The organism is Echinicola arenosa, from assembly GCF_014841125.1.
In the GTDB taxonomy this organism is placed as follows: domain Bacteria; phylum Bacteroidota; class Bacteroidia; order Cytophagales; family Cyclobacteriaceae; genus Echinicola; species Echinicola arenosa.
Genome location: NZ_JACYTQ010000009.1, coordinates 38,458 through 60,190 on the forward strand (window position 1 = coordinate 38,458; position 21,733 = coordinate 60,190).

General features: G+C 37.9%; 14 protein-coding genes. 4 read left to right on the forward strand and 10 right to left on the reverse strand.

Features of this window, described 5'->3' with window-relative positions:
- Window positions 1-5: 5 nt before the first annotated feature.
- The 6 genes from IFO69_RS19265 to IFO69_RS19290 all read right to left on the reverse strand — a co-directional run bounded on the left by IFO69_RS19265 (window position 6) and on the right by IFO69_RS19290 (window position 10,402).
- Entirely contained in the window at window positions 6-1,535 is a 1,530-nt protein-coding gene (locus IFO69_RS19265) for an MATE family efflux transporter (RefSeq protein ID WP_192011776.1), read from the reverse strand.
- A gap of 68 nt (window positions 1,536-1,603) precedes the next feature.
- Window positions 1,604-2,605 (reverse strand): mannose-1-phosphate guanylyltransferase, encoded by a 1,002-nt coding sequence (locus IFO69_RS19270; protein ID WP_192011777.1) that lies wholly within the window; start codon window positions 2,603-2,605, stop codon window positions 1,604-1,606.
- Window positions 2,602-3,549, reverse strand: coding sequence for a UDP-glucuronic acid decarboxylase family protein (locus IFO69_RS19275; protein WP_192011778.1), 948 nt, complete (start codon window positions 3,547-3,549; stop codon window positions 2,602-2,604). Before IFO69_RS19275 ends, IFO69_RS19270 begins: the two co-directional genes overlap by 4 nt.
- Window positions 3,550-4,057: 508 nt before the next feature.
- Entirely contained in the window at window positions 4,058-6,490 is a 2,433-nt protein-coding gene (locus IFO69_RS19280; RefSeq protein ID WP_192011779.1) for a GumC family protein, read from the reverse strand.
- 9 nt (window positions 6,491-6,499) lie between these two features.
- Window positions 6,500-7,321, reverse strand: coding sequence for a polysaccharide biosynthesis/export family protein (locus IFO69_RS19285; RefSeq protein ID WP_192011780.1), 822 nt, complete (start codon window positions 7,319-7,321; stop codon window positions 6,500-6,502).
- A gap of 510 nt (window positions 7,322-7,831) precedes the next feature.
- Window positions 7,832-10,402 carry an ATP-binding protein gene (locus tag IFO69_RS19290; RefSeq protein ID WP_192011781.1) on the reverse strand — a complete coding sequence of 857 codons (2,571 nt, stop codon included), beginning with the start codon at window positions 10,400-10,402 and terminating at the stop codon, window positions 7,832-7,834.
- Between the two features lie 987 nt (window positions 10,403-11,389).
- Here IFO69_RS19290 and IFO69_RS19295 point away from each other — a divergent pair.
- Window positions 11,390-12,106, forward strand: a complete 717-nt coding sequence (locus IFO69_RS19295; protein ID WP_192011782.1) for a LytR/AlgR family response regulator transcription factor — start codon at window positions 11,390-11,392, stop codon at window positions 12,104-12,106.
- A gap of 58 nt (window positions 12,107-12,164) precedes the next feature.
- Here IFO69_RS19295 and IFO69_RS19300 read toward each other — a convergent pair whose 3' ends face one another.
- The 3 genes from IFO69_RS19300 to IFO69_RS19310 form a co-directional block, all read right to left on the reverse strand.
- Window positions 12,165-13,238 (reverse strand): NAD-dependent epimerase, encoded by a 1,074-nt coding sequence (locus IFO69_RS19300; protein ID WP_192011783.1) that lies wholly within the window; start codon window positions 13,236-13,238, stop codon window positions 12,165-12,167.
- Between the two features lie 169 nt (window positions 13,239-13,407).
- Window positions 13,408-14,124, reverse strand: coding sequence for a sugar transferase (locus IFO69_RS19305; RefSeq protein ID WP_192011784.1), 717 nt, complete (start codon window positions 14,122-14,124; stop codon window positions 13,408-13,410).
- A 328-nt stretch (window positions 14,125-14,452) separates the two neighbouring features.
- Window positions 14,453-16,177: a capsule assembly Wzi family protein gene (locus IFO69_RS19310; protein WP_192011785.1), complete on the reverse strand. Its 1,725-nt coding sequence runs from the start codon at window positions 16,175-16,177 to the stop codon at window positions 14,453-14,455.
- 310 nt (window positions 16,178-16,487) lie between these two features.
- On the opposite strand from IFO69_RS19310, the gene IFO69_RS19315 reads away from it, so the two are divergent.
- Window positions 16,488-17,399 carry an NAD(P)/FAD-dependent oxidoreductase gene (locus IFO69_RS19315; RefSeq protein WP_192011786.1) on the forward strand — a complete coding sequence of 304 codons (912 nt, stop codon included), beginning with the start codon at window positions 16,488-16,490 and terminating at the stop codon, window positions 17,397-17,399.
- Window positions 17,400-17,509: 110 nt separating this feature from the next.
- Here IFO69_RS19315 and IFO69_RS19320 read toward each other — a convergent pair whose 3' ends face one another.
- Window positions 17,510-18,589: a helix-turn-helix domain-containing protein gene (locus tag IFO69_RS19320; protein WP_192011787.1), complete on the reverse strand. Its 1,080-nt coding sequence runs from the start codon at window positions 18,587-18,589 to the stop codon at window positions 17,510-17,512.
- Window positions 18,590-18,796: 207 nt separating this feature from the next.
- On the opposite strand from IFO69_RS19320, the gene IFO69_RS19325 reads away from it, so the two are divergent.
- Together IFO69_RS19325 and IFO69_RS19330 are read left to right on the forward strand one after the other, a co-directional pair.
- Window positions 18,797-19,276, forward strand: coding sequence for a YchJ family protein (locus IFO69_RS19325; protein WP_192011788.1), 480 nt, complete (start codon window positions 18,797-18,799; stop codon window positions 19,274-19,276).
- Between the two features lie 73 nt (window positions 19,277-19,349).
- Window positions 19,350-21,680 (forward strand): type IA DNA topoisomerase, encoded by a 2,331-nt coding sequence (locus IFO69_RS19330; protein ID WP_192011789.1) that lies wholly within the window; start codon window positions 19,350-19,352, stop codon window positions 21,678-21,680.
- The last annotated feature ends 53 nt before the right edge of the window (window positions 21,681-21,733 follow it).

Genomic DNA, 21,733 nt, shown 5'->3' on the forward strand with positions numbered 1-21,733 from the left:
ATTGATTAACTGTAAGAAATTTTTAGTCTGATTTTCTGAAAGACTCCTGATAAAATCTGCCTTTCATCATCACAAAGTCCCCATTTGAAAATGGCAGCTGAAGTACTTATTGCCGATAAAATAATGGTTACCAAAAACCGGAATTCAAAAGCCATCATGGTGATGGACAGCATACAAGTAATAAGCAAAACCACAAAAGGTAAAAGTTCTTTGTTGATTACCCGATCCAAATATTCTTTGACAGAAAGTCCAGCTATTTTATTTAAGAAATAAACCCTTAGACAAACGGCGGTAAGCTCAATAAAAACATAGCCAACCAAAACTGAATATGCCTCAAAGCCCCATTTTAGCAGAATATAGGCCAAAGGCAGGTTAAGGATCAAAACCCCACCCACAGTAGCTTGGTATGCTTTTATTCTACCAGTGGCCTGGGCGGCGGACTGAAGCCCTATCGTTAGTTGATTGATGATCGCTGCCACCAAAACCATTCTACAAAATGCAACGGAAAAATCAGGCACTTCTTTTAACCATACATGAAGTATATTATCCATCTCAAAAATAAATGGTACTGCTATTATACTAAGCAAAAAGAACCCAAACTTACTGGCAATCATAGAAAGCCTTAGCATTCTTTTCCGGTCGCCATTCCCTTCACTTTTCATGATCTGCGGATTGATGGATTTAAGCATGGTCGTAGAGAGAAACATAAGCTGTCCACCAACCTGATTGGCTATGGCATAAGCCGAATTAATAATCGCCCCAAAAAATAAGTTGAGAATAACGGCCAAGCCTTGAGTTCTCCCCAAACTGCAAACAGATCCAAACAAGTTCCATCCGGCATAAGCCCCCAATTCTCTCATAAGATATTTATCCACACCTCTCCAGTGGTTTAATTTACATTCTGAATACGTCCTGATACAATAAATAGCATAAAACACGAAGCTAATGCTGCTAATTCCTGCCATCAGAATCCCATAGGAAATCAATTTATCTTTAGAAGTAGAATAGAGTGAAAGGGCGATAGCCAACTTGAGTAGTACTTCTATAATATTGACGATGGCCACAAAAAGCATGTTCTCATGGGCCACCAAAGATCCATTAAAGGGCACAGAAATGATCAGAAAAAATACATTTACCCCCATGAAATGATAGACCAGATAAGCTTCATCCAGCCGATCAGAAGGAATATTCAAGAAACCATCAAAAAGGAACAACCCAGCAACTTCCAGCACTCCCATGATGAAAATCCCCAAAATCAAATGAAAGAGCAAACTGTTCCAAAAAACTTTAGATTGCATCTTCTCATCCTTTTTCCCCTGATAAAATGACAAATACCTTTGAGTCGATGTAGCCATGGCATTTTTCAAGAATGCAAGCATCACAATAACTCCTGCAATTAGATTGAAAATCCCATAATCTACAGCACCCAAAGCATCGAGCACAATTCTTGTCGTGAATAAGGATATCCCCACCGTAACGATAATCCTACCGTATAAAATACCGGTATTGAAAATAACTCTATTCGCTGCGCTCATAATCTAAAGAAAAACCTATATGGTGTTTAAGGATGATGATTGGGTTTATGGTTAATCGCTCCATTTCACTACATGACCAATTCTGGCTTATCATTCTCCAGACGTTGAAAAATTTCTTTTACCTCTTGGGAGTTTTCTTTTTTAAGGACCAAAACGGCATCTATGGTGGAGATTAATATGGTTTCTTCCAGTCCTGTAAATTCCGTATGAGCCTCCATGCCAATGGCCATATTCCCACATGCATCTATCTTATGGCCTTTTTCCTTAAAATAGTCATAGATAGATTCAAATGATCCCATGTCAGACCATACAAAATCGGATGGAACAACCTTGATCTTTTCAGAACGCTCCATGACAGCATAATCCACCGAAACTGAAGGGATTTTCATGCTTTCTTTGGACGGAAGAAAAACGCCTTTTCTCAGCATGTAAGCGGCATAGGCTTGCTCAAATATTTCTGGTTCATACTTTCTGAGCTCATTCAAATAGGTACCTGACTTAAAACAGAACATGCCGGAATTCCATAAAAAACTGCCTTTTTCCACAAAATACTTTGCCTTTTTATAATCAGGCTTTTCATGGAAAGCTTTAACTTCTTCTCCATTGGTTTCGATATAACCATATCCAGTTTCTGGCTTGGTAGGCTGAAGACCAAAGGTGACAATATTTCCAAGTGCTGCCAGTTCAATAGCCCTTCCGACGGACGATGAATAAGCTTCGCCCGTTTTTATCAAGTGATCTGAAGGAGTAACAAACAGGATATCTTCTTCCGCTGCATGAAAAGCTGAAAAAGCAATGGCCGCTGCCGTATTTCTCGGACTGGCCTCTACCAACTGGTCATATTGCTTTATTTTCAATCCCTCCATATCCTGATCTGACAATTTATAATTATCCTTATTGCCCACGATCATTATTTCATCACAGAAAGAAGCATTTCGCATGACTGTTTTTTGGAATAAGGTTTCGCCCTCAAAAATGGGAAGATACTGTTTTGGCCTGCTCTTGCGAGAAAGTGGCCATAATCTACTGCCCACTCCTCCAGAAAGGATTACATTGAGGACTTTGCTCATACTGTTGTCATGTTTAGAAGTTTATCAAAATAGTAAATGGTTTCGGACAAGCCATCTCTAAGTCTAACCCTAGGCTCCCAATCCAATTCTTTTTTGGCCATATTAATGATAGGTTGCCGCTGCATTGGATCATCCTGGGGAAGTGGCATAAATTTCAACTTACTTTTGCTTCCCACAAGGTCTAAAATAATTTCCGCTAGTTCGATCATGGTAAACTCGCCTGGGTTGCCAATGTTTACTGGTCCAGTAAATCCATCTCTTGAATTCATCAATCGATACATGCCTTCAATCAAGTCGTCTACATAGCAAAAACTTCTGGTCTGATTACCTTCTCCAAAAATGGTGATGTCTTCACCTTTCAGTGCTTGCACAATGAAGTTGCTGACCACCCGTCCATCATTAGGGTGCATTCGAGGGCCATAAGTATTAAAAATTCTCATTACCTTAATGTCCACACCATGCTGTCGGTGGTAATCAAAAAATAAAGTTTCTGCACATCTTTTTCCCTCATCGTAGCACGCCCTTATCCCAGTCGTATTGACACTTCCCTTATAGCTTTCCGGTTGGGGATGCAATTCAGGATCACCATAAACCTCAGAAGTACTGGCCTGTAGAATTTTTGCCTTCAGACGCTTGGCGAGACCCAACATATTGATGGCTCCAATAACCGAGGTCTTGGCTGTCTGGACTGGGTCAAATTGATAGTGAACCGGGCTCGCAGGACAAGCTAGATTGTAAACCTCATCCACTTCTACATAAAGGGGAAAGGTGATGTCATGACGAAGGAACTCAAAGTTTTTTTCATCCAATAGGTGATGGATATTTGACTTTCTACCAGTAAAGAGGTTGTCTACACAAAGCACTTCATTTCCTTCTTTCAATAGCCTGTCGCAGAGATGGGAGCCCAAAAAGCCCGAACCTCCAGTTACTAAAATTCTTTTCATCTTTTGCTTCAATAATGATTAACTATAAGCTTCAACTGATCTTTTAAAATGATCCTAAAAAGGATAGTTGACTGTTCAGACTTAGAATTTCCAAAAACATTGATTTGACTTTTCTGAATTCATTGTTTTTACTGTCAACTTATAAAAATGGAACTGACCAGAAACCTGCTTGGCTGGATACAGCTTCGCCCGGTCAGTCCCATCTTTTGGATACTTAATCAAACACTTGTAATAAAAATATTTTAATTAATTATAGTATTAATTTAATCAATTAAAATAAGATATTTCATATCAAATCACTGTTTATTAATGAAAAGTATGAAATTGATAATTAAATGATTTTAACCAATAACAAGAAATAAAAACTTAAAAACCCGTACTTTATTCCTGCATAATTCAACGTAAATCATTGGGTTATTTTGAGAAAATTGTATCAATCACTGTAGAAAATGGTTGGTATTTACCCCAAGGAATTTGAACACATCCATTGCCATTAGGCCAAATTCATTTACTTCTTCCCTGCCAGTTTGCCTAGCCAACTGGCTTCCTTTTTGACCTCTTCATGGTAACCATATCCATTGCCGTTATAGCCGTAGCCATAAGAATATCCATAGTCCCCTATATCCAAATGGACATCATTGAACAAAGAATATATCTTCTGCACACCTCCTTTTTCTATCAATCCATTTAGAATTTTGATATTGGCTTTTGGAGAATAATTTTGCCTGAAGACAAAAATGTTGATGTCCGCCAACTGGAATAATTCTTTAGTTTCTGAAACCAACCCTACAGGCGCACAATCAAGAATAATCACATCATAGCTGGACTTGATGTCCTTGATCATTTCCTTAAATTGGGCTTGTGCCAAAAGTTCAGCAGGATTTGGAGGAACAGGACCTGATAATATAATATCCAGGTTCGCAAAGCCCGAAGGCTTTACCACGTCTTCCCATGGTTTTCCAACACTGAGACAGGTGCTGATTCCACGGTCGTTGATCAGTCCAAATTCCTCAGCAATTTTTGGTTTTCGGAGATCAAGCCCAATAAGAACTGTCTTTTTGCCCATCAGGGCATAGACAGATGCCATGTTGATGGAACAAAAAGTCTTTCCTTCTCCTGAAATAGATGAGGTAAATAATATGGTCAGCTTATCCGTTCCAGGACTTAAAAACGTCATGTCTGCTCGCAAACTTCTGAAGCTTTCGGAAATAGTAGACTTAGGTTTATTCATCACCGTCAATGCTCCCGCTTCCTTAATAGGGTTTCTTCCCACCAGACTGATGAGAGGCACATTTAGTTGATCTTCCAGTTCTTTCGGGTCTTCAATCTTGTTGTTTAGGAACCCTCTTACGAAGATGACTCCGATTGGCAAAAACAATCCTAAAAATAAGCCTATGACCAGGTTGATCTTCGTTTTGGGTGCCACAGGTTTCTCTGCAGCCCTGGCCAAATCCAAAATGGAATTCTTTGGCGTATTGGAAGCCAACACAATTTGGGACTCTGCTCTTTTCTGCAACAGATAGAGATAAATATTTTCATTGACAGAGAACTTCCGCTGAATCCCCAGTAGATTTCTTTCTGTTTCAGGAAGAGAGTTGATTTCCCACTCCACTTTATCAATTCTACTTTGAATTTCTTCCAACGAATTCTCCGTATTATGAATGGCAGACTTGGTGTTTTCCAGAACAGATTTTTGAGTGCTCTCTATTTGGTTTTTGATCTGCTGAATAGCGGGAGTATCTTTAGAATAGCTGGCTTCCAATCGAATCCTTTCCGTCTGCAATTCTGAGAGTTTGATCACCAAAGAATTCAATAGCGGGTCGGTGTTCCCAACAATAGAAGGAGCCACTAGTCCTTCAGGATTATCGCCCAATAGGTATTCCCTTAAAGTTTCATAATAATTGAGCTGAAGTTCGATTTCACTGCGCTTCTTCTCATAATCTTGAAGCCGCTCAAAAATCATCACCCCTTCTTCACTTAGATTAAAGACCTGATTTTGGCTCCTATATTCCTGAAGTCTGTTTTCAAAATAGGTCAAAGAATCAGTGATGCCATTCAGCTGATTGTCAATAAATGTAAGGGTGTTTGCGGTGGCCTTATTTTTTTCTTTCAGCTCTCGTTGAAGATACAGTTCCATCAACTTGTTGATATAATCCTCTCCCAACTTTCTTACGGGAGTTTCCATGTTGATCAGTAAAATGCTGGCCATCTTATTGGCCGGCGCCACATCTATGTTTTTTTGGAATTTCAGGACTTGGGAATGCGTGTCAGCAAATTTAAAATACATCTGATCACCTTCCTCTGCGGCTATATTATTGACTTTGAAGTCAAAATACGGCCCACTAATTTCTTCCCCGAACTGATGTACTCCCACTATACCTAAAAGTTCTTCCTCCACCTCTGATTTAAAATATGGGTCTTCAGGATTGAAAATTAAAAACCCATCGTCATCGATACTGAGCTCAAATTCTTTGTTACTGATTACCTCAATTTTGAACATTCCACCAACCAATTGCTGAGTATCCCAATCAGCAGTAATTTCAAAAGGGATCTTTCCATATTTGGGAATTTTACGAATTACACCATCTTCATAATAAGCCGTGTTAAGCTTTAAATCCTCCACAACTTGCTCAGTCAATGCATAGGAAGTCAGAATCCCTATTTCATTTTCAATGTTACTTTTGGGTTGTAAAATTCCTGCGCTTTCGAAAATATCCGTCCCTAATGAATTTGACTCATCAGCCACCAGGACTGAACCCGAAATTTTATACACCGGCAACATCATCTTACTGAATAAATAAGCAATGATCAAAGCGGAAAGCACACAGGCAGCAATCACTTTCCAATGACGAAAATAATTGAAGAGCATTGTTTTCACATCTACTTCTTCTTCCTGTGTAAGTTCTGGCAGTTGGTTTAAGGCCGTATTTTTCGCTTTCATAATCGCTTATTAATTAAAAAGATTAAGTACTAAAGCTAAGGCTGTAATAGAGGTCGTGATCAAGGTCAATGTTTGGGTAGCATTCACTCCAGATCCCAATTCACGTACTTTCATCGGTTCAGCATACAGCTGATCATTTGGCTGAATAAAATAGAATGGTGATTCGATTAAATGTCTATCCGTAAGGTTGATGCGATGCAGTTTGCTACCCTCAGGATATTGCCTGATGAGAAGAATCTCGTCCCTTTTGGCAACAGTACTTAAGTCCCCTGCCTGTGCAACAGCTTCCAGAATGGTCATTCTATCCTGAAGCACCACATATTTCCCTGGATGCCTAAATTCTCCTAGAGCCGAAAAGCGAATCCCTCCTAACTTAACGCGGACATAAAACTCTCCTGATAAATAATCCTGTAATTTGACTTCAAGTTTTTTCCTGACATCCTCTACGGTCAGGTTCATGACATTTATTTCTCCAATAATGGGAATTCTGACATTTCCTGATACATCTACCGAATAGCCAGACATATAGTAAATATCTCCACCTGAAGAGGCAATTTGTCCCATCATCATACTGCTTTGAGAACTCGATGAACTGTTGTTAAATCCTGATTCTATGATATCATCTGAAGTCATTACTTGAATATCTATGATATCATTGTACTGAAGTCTATACTCTGGTTGCTCGTAGCGGATCATTGATTCTTCAGGAATGGCTTCATGGTCCTCCAAATTCTGTAGGTAAATTAATTTCTTGTTAGGCACGCAAGAGAATGCTCCTAAACAAAAAATCAATACTGATAGGACAGTATAAAATCTAAAGGTTTTGTTCATGGTAGTTGGTAGACTATTAGTTTGATAAAGTTTGAGTCATGGCTATTCTCATAATCACTTTGCCGATGGTGAGGAATTGTGGTAAAATCTCACATGGTGAAATCGTCAAAGAAATTGTCAATTGGTGATGATTATGGGCTTATTGAGAAAGGAAATTGGAACTAAAGATTCAAAAAGTGAAATTTTAAAAAGCATATGATTTATTTTGTAAATCAAAGGTATTTGAGCTTACAACTTGTTTTTTTAATAATCCTAGGAATATCTGAAACGCAAAAAAAAGGGCTTAAAACCCCTATTTTAAACTTAATACATTTTAAAAAGCACTTTCTTTTGAAAAACAGGGTTGAAAAATTATACTTTATTTACAAAAACAATCAACAAAAAAATGATCGCACAATAATGAAGTGCAATTTTTAAGTATTCGCCACTAATAGAGGTGGAAAATTATCAAAATAAAAATAAAGGATACCAATTATTGACATCCCATTATTTAGAAGAACAATCTTCCTATTAATTTAATGATCTCAATTTATTTTCTTCGCCTAATTTCAAGGCATTTCCATAAGGAAGATCTACTGTAAACAAAGTCCCGTCCTTTTCACAACTCGTAAAGCTGATCTCCCCCCCTAATCGATCCACAAACTCCTTGACGATGTTCAATCCTAATCCCGCCCCCCTGATATTGGAAGCGTTTTTCGCCCTAAAAAATGAACCAAAAATGTACTTCTGGTCTTCCAAGGGAATGCCGATCCCAAAATCTCGAACCTGAATCTTAAAAGTATCTTCTTCGTAATGCAGACTAAGAACAGGGTCTTCTTCGGTATTTTTGGAATATTTTATGGCATTTTCCAATATATTCCTAACGATATAATCCAACCAAACCGGATCTGAGTAAACTTCCCTATCTTCATTGGGAAACTCAAGAACGATGTGGATTTTATTGTCATCACTCCTGCAGAGATTATCTACGAGTCCCTTTAAATAGCTTTTGATCAATAGGGTTTCTTTATTGATTTGATCTTTTCCAGCAGTATTTTTCTCCAAAATCAAAATATCGTTAATCACCTTGATCAACCTATTGATCTGATTGCTCATTTTCTGGGTATGATTCTGCATACGGTGCTTGATAGGCTGGTCATTCTCGAATCCATCAATCATCACCCCCAAAAGCTCAGCACTGCTCAAAAGCGTAGTCAATGGAGTTCTTAATTCGTGTGAAGTCATTCGAATAAAACGGGATTTAAGTTGACTCAACTCCCTTTCTTTGTTCAGGTTTTTTCGGAGAGACATCAAAGCGGTTTCCCTTTCAGTGACATTTCTAAAGGCCCCTAAAAACCCTACCATGGTACCGGCATATCCCATGTCTTTAAGTGTAAACTCAAGGATCACAGTCCTTCTGCCATCTTTATGTTTAACTTTCAGCACTTTCTCCACCCCTACTTCTTGGAATGTATCTTTTTCAAAATCAAAGAACTCCCAAAGCATAGATCCCACAATATCATCGGGTTGATATCCTATAACCTTCTCTACAGAAGGAGATACATATGTTACCTTCAAATCAGGAGAACAGAGCATCAAAATATCACCAGTATTTTCAGAAAGGATTTCATACATCGTTTCTGATTCTTCCCTAAGCAAATCCGATTTATACTTTTGCCGCGTGTACCTTATCGCTTTAATAAAACTTCCATATCCTTCTATAATGGGTCGGAGGAAATTTACATCCTCCATGTCATAAGGCTCCTTTCGGTTGGCAAAGCCCATCAAACCAACCATCTCCCCATCTTTATATACAGGAATACCCAGAAATCTATTCATATATATATGTCCCATAGGAATTCCGCCACTTCTAGGGTCTTTCTTCACCTCATTGGCCATCACCAATTCACCCGTTTTAAGACATTCTCCAAAAAGTGTGTCCAGATTCCTAAAATCTAAACCCTTGTGGTATTTGTTCCCAAAACGTTTAAGCATTTCATTAGACCATGCGATTTCTGACACGACATGCGTCTTCAAATATGGATCGCCATTTTCATCCTTAAAAACCTCTCCAATAAAGCCGTATTCACTTCCAGTGATCTTAACGATCGCATCAAGTAGTTTTCTTAAAGTGTTGTGAAAATTATCCTTTACAAAAAAACTGATTTGGGTTTCATTGACTGCTTTTAATAATTGGTTCAGCTTTATCGCTCTTTTTTCCACATCTTTGCGCTTTTGAATATCATGAACAGTAACGGCTACTCCCTTTTCTCCCAAAATATCCAATTTACCAGCATACAGGCTACACCATCTAAATCTACCATGTTGTTCATTCCAAACTTTTGCCTCCAAATTTTTTACTTGGTCTTGCTGACCGATCAAATCATAAAAGCTTAGCCCCTTGTCCGGAAGATGTATGAGTTCATCGATCGGTTTTTTCTGAGAGCCATCCAAAGTATAAGCTTCCAGAAAGCCTTTATTTGCATAAACTACCTGTTTGTTTTCCAGAGAAACCCAAAATGAAGGAGAAGGAAAACCATTGAGCAAATCCTCTCCATTCTTTGCAGGACAAAGATCATCTGATGACTGATTAGCGGTGGTGCAAGTGGCATCTCTGCCCATAAATAAATCCTTTCTGCTACTTAATGTACTCAGTAAAACCTGTAGAGCGACTACTTCTTCCTTGTGAAACCCTCCATTTCTCTCCTCTTTTCCAAGCAATAGGATCCATTTTTTTCCTTCTACTGAGAAAGGTAAAATCAGCAAAAATTGCAACGGCGGATGGCTCTGAACTGAATCTCCGAGGATGGAGTTTATATTCTCAATTTCTGAATTCACATAACGTCCTTGGTCTGCTAAAGCCTCCAAAGCGTTAAAATCAATCAACTTCTCTTCTGTTCGCTTTGGATCCTTGAAATATGAAATTGCATTTCCTCTCTCAGATTCTTTATGGATCACCTGTTGGACCAAAAAAACCTGATCTGTCACTTCATTGACGATAAGATGCGCAAAAACATCACTGAGTTGAATTTTATCACTGGACTGATATAATTGCCTTATGATCTCTGAAACTATTTCGAAAATTCCTCTACTATTCTTCACAGATTAATTGATTTTAATTTCAATATGATGAAAAGAGATCCCAACTTTTGTGATGCAACACTGAATCGAAAAATCTATCATTTAAATATTATCAATAAATTTATTCAGGTCTCTACTTTATATGTACCAACATATATTATTTTAATGAATGATCAAAGCCACTTTATTGTTCTAAACGCCATTTTTCTTTGGATTTCATTAGCTTATCTCTTCTACTAAAAGCCAAACTTTTTATTTTCCGCTCAAAATCAATCAATTAAAACAAGAACCCTTCTCCTTTGAATCACTAAAATAGGTATTCCATGCCAATTTTCTGGCATTCATATTTTTTACATCATCGGTAATTGAAAAAAGCATGAATTAAGGGTACAAATTTTGCAGTTCATTTATAAAATCGAACTATTTAACGACAATAAAACATAAAATACACCCATTAATTGCCAATCACTTAACACAAAAAATAAAGCGCAGTCACTGATACAATTAATTTACATTTAGCCACATAATATTTACGAATAATCACATTTTCAAATATTTAAACTTTATTTTATAATAATAATTAAGTGACACTTAATAATTGATTTAAACTAAACCACACTATGAACACTAAAACCAACTCCATTGATCCATTATTTAAGCCACATCTTTTAACAAAAAGTCATTTTATTTCTTTACCTAAAAATTGCTAGCAAGCATCCTCAATTTGTGGAACACTTACCCACTTTGAGGATTAATACACACTCTCAGCTTTTTCAGTCATTTTAAAATAGAATGAGCTATTATTTTAAAGTTAAGCTACCAATTCACCCAAGCAAATAACCTGATTGATTAATCGGTACATCTCTCCGATGTAAACTTTGTACCAACTATAAGATTCAACTGATTCGTTGATGCTGCATAAGCTATTTGTCTATTGCAAATGTTCTTTTACAGCCTTATCGATGCACTGAATTCATCTAACCACACTATAAAGACCACACCATCATTATGAAGAAAATTTTAATTGTTGAAGACGAATTGGACTTAGCCGAAAACCTGGAAGAGATTCTTTCGGTTATTGGATACAAGGTGTCCGCCATTATATCTGATGGAGACATGGTTTTGGACTATCTTAAACGCTCTCAGCCTGATCTTATCCTTATGGATATTCTGATTGATGGAGAAATGGATGGTATTGACTTGGCAAAAAAGATCAAGGAAACTTCACCTATTCCCATAATATTTTTAACGGCCTATTCTGATAAAATGATCCTTGACAGGATATCAAAAGTTATTTATGAGGGGTATTTATTGAAACCATTTCATATTGAAACCCTAAAAACCTGCCTTTATCTTGCATTCAAAAATATTGAAACACCAAACTTTAAACCAAAGCAGCATACACTAAAAATCAGGGACAAAGGTTTTATGGTACCAGTACCTGTAGAGGAAATCACTTTTTTGGAAGCTGATGGTCTTTACACCAAAGTGCACACCTTGTCCAAGCCCTACACCATCAGAGATATATTAAAAGATGTCACGGAAAAGCTTCCTCATGACTCCTTTTTGAGAATTCACAAATCATTCACGATCAACATCAACCATATTCATTCTTTCAATGCTAAAGAATTAACCGTGGGACAACATATCATCCCCATGAGAAGAGGATTTTTGAAAAAATTAAAAGGAATTCTAGAAGACCGAAAAATACTCTCCGTAAATTGAATAAAAAGGGGGCCATAAAGTAAAATTTATGCCCCCTTTTTATTCAATTTTATGCTACCTAATTGTTATCAGCAATTACATTTTCCATCTTATAATACATCTTGTACCACTCCACAAACTTTTCTACACCGGCTTTCAGAGGGGTGTTAGGAAAATAACCTGTATCCTGTGATAAATCTGAAACATCCGCATAGGTCGACACTACATCACCAGCTTGCATGGGCATCATGATCTTTTCGGCATCTTTACCCATTGCCTTTTCAAGTTCTGTAATATAATCCAATAGTTTCACTGGCTTGGAATTTCCTATATTGTACACCTTGTAAGGAACGTAAGAGCTGCTGGTCTTGGGATCACTATTCCAATTTGGATCGGCAGTAGCTGGACGATCAGTCACCCGCAGCACTCCCTCTACAATATCATCGATATAAGTAAAGTCCCGTTCCATCTGACCATGATTAAATACCTTAACAGGCTTCCCATTCCTGATGGCCTCTGCAAAAAGAAACATGGCCATATCAGGTCTACCCCATGGACCGTAAACTGTAAAAAACCGCAATCCAGTGGTAGGAATATTGAACAGATGACTATAAGTATGCGCCATCAGTTCATTGGATTTTTTTGTGGCAGCATAAAGGCTTACAGGATGATCCACTGCATGTTCCGTAGAAAAAGGCATGTTCTTGTTTGCCCCATATACTGAGCTGGAAGAAGCATAAACCAAATGCTTCACAGGATGATGCCTGCAAATTTCAAGTATATTCAAAAATCCCTGAATATTTGCTTGGATGTAGGCATCTGGACATTCCAAAGAAAACCTTACCCCCGCCTGCGCAGCCAAATGAATGACCACATCCACGGATGACTCAGCCATCAGGTTCATCAAAGCATCTTTGTCCGATAAATCCAACTTTATAAAAGTATAAGCGGCAAATGCACTGGACTGAACCAATTTATTCCATTCAATTTCTTCTTTGTTGATCCCTGATACTTTGAGACGTTCATACTTTAGATTAACGTCATAATAATCATTAACTGAATCTACACCCACTACCTCATCCCCTCTTTCCAATAATTTTTTGGCCACATGAAACCCGATAAAACCAGCTGTTCCTGTTACTAGATATTTCATTAATGTTTTTTCTGATTGATCAAATTTTATTCATTACTCCCTTTCTTTTTCATTAAAAACTCATCGAAAATTAGACATTTATCTTTGCGGGAGTACAAGTTTTTACAAAAAAAGTCCTTCATAACTGAAGGACCCAAATCAAATCAACAATCCTCTTGACTTTATAGATTTAATAAGCATTTTCTCTGTGAAACAATATGCCAATAAATGTCATCCACATAATCTTGTAATCAAGAAACGGATTCCATTTTTTTAAATAAAATATATCCATCCTATACCTAGCATACATTTGGAAAAATTCTGCTGTTTCCCCCCTATATCCTTTTGCTTGAGCTAAGCCGGTCAAACCAGGTTTGGAAAGGTGCCTGGTCATAAAACCATCAATCTGGTTCGAAAACTGCTCGTTTAATGGCACCGGATGCGGACGAGGACCTACTATAGACATTTCTCCTTTTAGTACATTGATCAACTGAGGAAGCTCATCGATACTTGTTTTTCGAATAAATTTTCCTACCCTGGTTACTCTTGAATCATTCTTAGTTGCCTGCTTGGTATCAGCTTCATTATTAACGATCATGCTCCGAAACTTATAGCAGTAAAACAGCTTGTTATTTTTACCATGCCTTCTTTGTTTAAAAAAAACAGGTCCTTCAGAGTCCAACTTAATCAATAGCGCCATAATTGGAAATAGCCAAATTCCTACAAATAGCATAAACAATAAGACCACCAAAATATCCGATGCCCTTTTCAAGATCAAATTGGTCTTTGTAAAACCATTAGAAATTCTGGAATCTTTTGAGGTCCCTAAAATAACCACAGGGCGAGGGCTATCCATTATTCCAATGTTGCGCTCGCTTTCTTTTAAATGTAAAATTGAACCATTCATAAAACATATTTTTTTGTGAAAAACTGAAGTAATTACTGAATAATCAGAACCTGAGATCCTGCTTACTTAAAAGGTTATTAAGGGTTCCTAAAACGTGCAAAGAGACTAGACTCTCGACTCATTCCCTTACTATCAATTACAATGTTAAGATAAATATTATATTACTTTTTATATTATTTAAATAACTATATGTAAATAAAATGGCTATTAATTTAAATTAAATGTAAAAAAATATCAATTATAAAATAAAACTATAAATTGTAAAACAAACGGTATTTTCCTGTATCGAACGCCTTTTGATTCAATAATTGAAGAGTTGCTTCCCTATTTAAAATATGTATGCGACCTTAATGTTACTATTAAAGTTAGATACCGATTTTCCAACATTCCTATCCAACTTCTCATTAAAGTCAGGAGCATAGAAATTATAATTAAAGCTTTTGACATACCTCAAATGGCCTTGAAATAATAGGTTACCTAGTCGATTTTCTAACTTAAATCCTGTAGCAAAGTCTATCCAAGGGGCGACTTCCTCTCCATTGCTGTTGGCATATTGGTAAAAGTTTTGATCCCTTGCATAGCGTTCCAGCTGGACGGCAACTTTACTTAAGCCTTCCACCCAGCTTAACTCCAGTATTTGTATATTTCCACTAGTGCCTAAACCTGCCCCTAATACCTGACCTCGGTTTGTCAATCCGTGCAAAACCTGGTAATTATCATACAAGCCTCTTCCTCGATTGGGCTCCCCTCTCCACCTAATGATATTATTGATGGAATTTTGGGTTTGTGTCATTTCCAAACTGATTCCCAAAAAAGTTTCTCCTCCCATTGGCATATATTTGCTTGCTCCTATTACATAGCCTCTAGAATGTTCTGGATTCAGCATTACATCACGCCAATTAAAAGCATGATCAGCCCTCATAAACTCAAAATAAACTTCACTATGTGCTTTAGGAACTGCCCATCTGAAATATACTTCCAATCCCTGATCCTCCCTTTTGTATACATTTTCTAGCACACCCTCTCCATCCTTTGGTAAAGGAGAAAACAATGGAACCCAAGATCGTAAACCCGTACCCATATCATTTCTATAAATCTGAAATGTTCTACTTCCACCTACTGAAAGTCCTGGCAGCCATTTGGGAGAATAGGAAATGGTAATACCAGTCAAATATCTCCAGTCATCTTCATCGATATCATCTATTATGTTCGAATAGGCACCATCACTAAACTTACCAAACCCAGACCCATCCAACCTTCCTATAAAATATTGACCCTCAAAAGACCCCAAAAATGTTTTGACAGGCCTGGTGCTGTGAATGGTAGCATGTGCAAAGCCCTGAGCATTGTCTCCGATAAGCAGCGCATTGTTTTTTGCCGGACCCCACCAGATATTCTCTGTGGAAACTCCAGCGGCAAAACTTCCAAACATAATTTTGACATGAGAATTTCCTGACAAAAACTTACTGATAGGATCATCTCCATAACGTACTGGCAAGTCGATTCCATCTGCAGACCTTTCCAATCTTCTAAAAAAAGACTCTGGAGCATCTTCTGGATACTCTTCAAATGGCAAATTCTGGGTATAATGAAGCTGAGGATATAATTGAATGCTCATCGGGCCGACTTTCATCCTAACTCCTGCACTTAACAAAAACTCTTGACCCTTTCCCGATATCCCAGCTCCATTTCCCCAGCCATAGGGAAAGTTGGAATTGAATAAATGAGTCAATTGTAAAGGCATAATATGGTAAGTAAAGGACTTACGCTCCTTGGGCTGATAAAAATCCTCTGGAAGCATTAAGGACTTGTACTTTCCTTCTTCAATTTTATCCAGATAGAATGGTCTAATGTTAAAGCTCAGCTCACTATTTGTAGTATCCAAAATCTGCTGTCTTCTGAGATAGTCCTGATAAACAGGCATGTTTAAAGGTAAATTCTGCCCAAATGCTTCTATTGCTCCTCCCAAGAATAGGCTGGCAATAATAGCCCATACAGCTTGCCTCCCCAAGAAAAATTCAGCAAAATAGCGATTGAATATATCCACTAACATTTTCTAAACCATTAAAAAAAAACCAAACATTCATGCGAATTATTGCCAAAAGTTAATCACTTCGACTTTCCTGCAAATGAGACTGTAATTAATAGTAAATAAAAAGCAATTACTCTCTTAAGGCCTCTCATATAAACTTTACTTTTGTAAACAAAAAGAATGTTCAGAGCAGAAATATTTCATTTTCGCGGTTTGATCTACTGAATTTCACGAACATTTTCAGACTTATTTATTCTTCATCATCAGGGAACCTTTAAAAAAGCAACAATGTTGCATTATTTTAACAGAAAATTATTTAACCTATACGTAGATGAAGAATAACAACCATTATGACGTCATTATAATTGGCGGAAGCTTTGCAGGTCTTTCTGCGGCCATGGCCCTAGGGAGGTCATTAAGAGATGTTTTGATCATTGATGGCAACCAACCATGCAATCGGCAGACTCCCCAATCCCACAATTTTATCACACATGACGGGACTCCTCCACTCGAAATTTTAGAAAAAGCCAAAAAGCAAGTATTCCAATACCCTACTATCCATTACCAAAAAGGCCTGGCAGTAGATGCTAAAAAGAATACGACTGGCTTTGCCGTAAGTACAGAAAGTGGAGATCAATACACTGCTAAAAAACTCCTCATTGCCACTGGAGTGAAAGATATCATGCCTGACATTAAAGGCTTTTCTGACTGCTGGGGCATTTCAGTTTTGCATTGTCCATATTGTCATGGTTATGAGTACAAGCACCAGCCCACTGCAGTCATGGCTGACGGTGATTTAGCTTTTCACTTTGCTTTGATGGTCCAAAACCTAACCCAGCAACTCAGCCTTCTCACCAATGGCCAGTCTACATTGAGCACTGAGCAGAAAAGTGTTTTGGCGAGCAGAAATATTACATTGATAGAGCATCCCATTCATGAACTCACCCACCAGTCAGGTCATATTGAAAAAGTAGAATTTGAAAATGGTGAATCTTTGGAAGTTTCTACGCTATATGCCAAGATTCCCTTCACCCAAACAAGCCACTTAGCTGAAAAGCTAGGCTGTAACATCAATGAACACGGATACCTCCAAATTAATGAAAAACAACAGACCAGTGTACCAGGAATCTATGCTGCTGGAGATAATACAAGCCCAGAGAGGGCTCTTTCTATTGCCATTGCAGCTGGAACCAGATCTGGAGCTGCTTTAAACATGGAATTGGTCATGGAAAGCATTGCTTAGTCTTAAACCTTACTCAAAATCGGTTGCTAGATCACAACCGATTTTGAGTAATCAATTCTTTGTCAGCTAAAACTGTAAACCCAAACCCTCCCCATTATAGTGTAAGCCCATCAAACAGATTTTTCTCTTTTCATTAATTCTGCTTTAAACTCTCTTGGGCTTTTATTGTAATGTAATTTAAAGTACTTATAAAAAGTAGCCTTGGATTTAAAACCACTTTTATAAAACACATCTGTTATACTTTGCTCTGGGTCTTTCTCAAAAAGATTGATAAAAGTCTTGATCTTATAGCTATTTAATAGGTCATAAAAATTCGTTTTCAAGCCAGTAGAAATCGCTTCCGTTACTTGATGTCTTGAAAAATCCACATGGGCCGCAAGTTGATTGATGGTCAAATCCTCATTGAGGTGCAATTTGTCCTTGTCAAAGCCATCTTGTATAGCATGGACAATTTGGGCCATCTCCTCTACTGACATGGTGGAAGAACTGTATTTCTCCTTATTTGTATTAATGGAAATAGAAGATTTGTCTTTCTCACTCTTTTTGGCCAATCCTTTCAAATATATCACTAAGATTAAGGCGAACTGAACTAAAAAAAATAGAGAATAGATTTGATTAATCAATAATTTGTAATTTCTCGAAAACTCCGTGAAGACCATATAAACCGACAACATGGTTCCCACTGTAAAAAGCAAAAAGCCTAGTAGATACCTTGTGTATTTGATCAAATCACTCTTATCCTCTTTATATTCAAAAAACAAAATCCATGTACAGAATAAAATATAGCCAAGCCAATAATAAGGATAGATTTGATGCAAAATACTATAGGTATCATTGATCCACAGACTTTCCATCCCCAAAAACAGCATAACCAGAATGGATATATTAAGCGCAAAAGTGATAAAAAACGGAGTTGCATGAAGCAAGATCTCCTTTTTTGATCTCTTAATGGTGATGAATGCATAAAGCAAGGGTCCTTTTAAAAACCGAAAACTACTGGGTAAATCCTCCAAAGAAGATAATTGGGCATCCCAAAATTGGTTAATGAATAATTCATGTATAAAATCAAATGAGATCACCAAAAGATACAAAAGCAGAAAAACCACCCTCTGATTTTTGTTTTTACCATTGTAAATCAGAAAGACAGAAATTAGGCATTGGATAATTATGGTAATAAGGACATTCGACATGCAAGGATCTTAAGATTCGACTGTAAATTTACCCCTTTCATATGGCTATCTCCAGTAATTAATCATAGCATAATGATTAATTAACATAAGCTAAATCATTCCCTTAGCTCATTCCTCTTCCTTTCAGGAGGATTTTACACGTGAAACTGCTATATATCCTCACCTCAATGGATATCTTTGTACTGATTTAAAAATAAGCCAAACTTTATGAGCAAATGTCCTTGCGGATCGGGTAGTGACCTATCGAACTGCTGTGAGCCTATCATTATGAACTTTACTGCCACCACTGCTGAAAAGTTGATGAGATCACGCTATACAGCTTATAGCTTGGGAAATGCCGAATATATTTTCCAAACCACGCATCCGTCAGTAAGAAATCAACTCGACCTTCGTGATATTAAAGAATGGTCAACATCCAACCAATGGAGCAAGTTGGAAATTATGTCTACCCAAAAGGGGCTGGAAAGTGATATTGAAGGCGTGGTAGAATTCAAAGCTCACTACACTGATACGTTATCAAAGCCACATATCCATCATGAAATATCCTCCTTTTCCAAAAAGGACGGACAATGGTTTTACGTCATTGGGAGCTTTCCTGAGCCATTGCCAGCACCAGCCTTGAAAACTTCCCGAAATTCTCCTTGTCCATGTGGCAGTGGGAAGAAGTTTAAGAAATGTTGTGGTTAATATTATTACATCCCTATTTTTAATAATATAAATGAGGTGTACCATTTCTATCACCTCAGATTAAATTGTCTATATGAAAGTTTGTATTGCGGAGAAACCAAGCGTTGCAAAAGAAATAGCCCAAGTAATCGGTGCCACCAGTAGAAAAGATGGATATTTTGAAGGCAATGGTTATCAAGTGACCTGGACATTCGGACATTTTTGTACCCTTTTTCCTCCAGAAGACTATGAGTCCAGCTGGAAAAGATGGGACTTGTACACCCTTCCTATGCTACCTAAGAGATTTGAAACCAAAATCATTCAGGACAGCGGGGTCAAAAAGCAATTCAAAATCATTGAGCAACTCTTCAAATCGGCCGATCTGGTCATTAACTGTGGTGATGCTGGCCAAGAAGGTGAACTGATTCAACGCTGGGTACTCAAGCAAGCCAACTATCAAGGAAAAGTGCAGCGGTTATGGATTTCTTCACTTACCACGGAGGCCATACAAGCGGGGTTTGAAAGCCTAAAACCTGCCGAAGATTTTGATAATTTGTATTATGCAGGTAGCTCAAGAGCCATTGGTGATTGGTTGTTGGGAATGAATGCCACGAGATTATATACACTTAAGTACGGTGGGTATAAACAAGTTCTGTCCATTGGTAGGGTCCAGACCCCTACCCTGGCCATGTTGGTCAATCGACACCATGAGATTGAAAATTTCACCCCCCAACCTTATTGGGAATTGCAGACCCTATATCGTGAAACCAAGTTCAACAGTACAGAGGGTAAATTTTTCACCAAAGAAGACGGGGAAAAGTTACTTGCGCAAGTTACCGGAAAGGACCTTTTCATCACTGAGATTGAAAAAAAAGAAGGAAAAGAATATGCTCCCAAGCTCTTTGACCTGACCAGTTTGCAAGTTTATTGTAACAACAAATTCAGTTTTACCGCCGACACTACTTTGAAAATCGTGCAGCGCCTTTATGAGATGAAAGCAGTCACCTATCCAAGGGTAGACACCACCTTTCTACCCAATGACATGTACCCCAAGGTTCCCGGTATACTTAAAGGACTGAGCAATTATGCTGAATTTACCACACCATTGTTAAATAAAAAGCTCAGAAAATCCCCTAAAGTATTCAATGACAAAAAAGTAACCGACCACCATGCCATCATTCCAACTGGAGAACAAAAACCATTAGACAATGCACAGCAAAAAGTATATGATATCATTGTAAGACGATTTTTGGCCGTTTTTTATCCTGACTGTAAAGTGGCCAAAACTCAGGTAAGCGCAGAAGTGGAAAAAGTGAGCTTCCAAGCAAAAGGTAAAGAAATCCTTGATGAAGGTTGGAGGATATTATTTCCAAAGGACAACAAAAGGAACAATGATGAAGAGAATAAGGAAGAAGAGGAAGAAGGTATTTTACCTTCCTTCGAGAAAGGAGAACATGGACCTCATGAACCTGCATTCACTGAAAAAACCACCAAACCGCCAAAGAATTACACTGAAGCTTCACTACTTCGTGCCATGGAAACTGCAGGCAAGCAGGTGGAAGATGAAGAACTCCGAGACCTCATGAAAGCCAATGGTATCGGAAGGCCATCCACCAGGGCCAGCATCATTGAGACCTTGTTTCGGAGAAAATATATCGAAAGAAGGAAAAAGCTGGTAGTTCCCACTGATATGGGCATCCAGCTAATCGGAACCATTCAAAATGAACTGCTGAAATCCGCCGAGCTTACTGGTCAGTGGGAGAAGCATTTGAAGGAAATTGAAGAAGGTGAATTCAGTGCTGTCCAATTTATCGTGGAAATGAAAAAGATGGTCGCTGAATTGGTACATGAGGTACGTCAGGAAACTGGAAAGCCAAAACTTACTGTGCCAGAGCCCAAAAATGCCCTTAAAGACATACCAAAAAAAGACAGCTCCGCTTCTAAGAAAGCTACCAAAAGTTTAGAGGAAGTTACCTGTCCTAAATGTGGCCAAGGAAAAATCATCAAAGGTAAATCAGCTTATGGCTGTAGTCATTGGAAGACAGGATGTAAGTTTCGAATTGGGTTTACCTTTATGGAAAAGAAATTAACTGACAAACAAGTACAACGCTTGATTGAAAAGAAAGCTACCACCAAGCTAAAAGGCTTTAAGCAAGCAGGAGAAAAAATCGAAGGAATACTAAAACTAAATGAAAACAATGAAGTTATTTTTGAACAAGGCACTGCTGCTCCTTCAACAACAAAAAGCAAAATGCCAGCATGTCCCAAGTGCAAAAAAGGGACTCTAATCAAGGGAAAAACAGCCTATGGGTGTAGCGAGTGGAAAGGCGGCTGTGATTTTAGGTTTGCTTTTCAGGAAATAAAAAACAGGGCCAAGGGTAAGCCTTTGACCAAGGAATTGGTACTGGAAATTATTAATGGATGATCATCCTAAAAAAACAGCCCAACATTTATGTATTGGAGAATAACGTAAAGAAA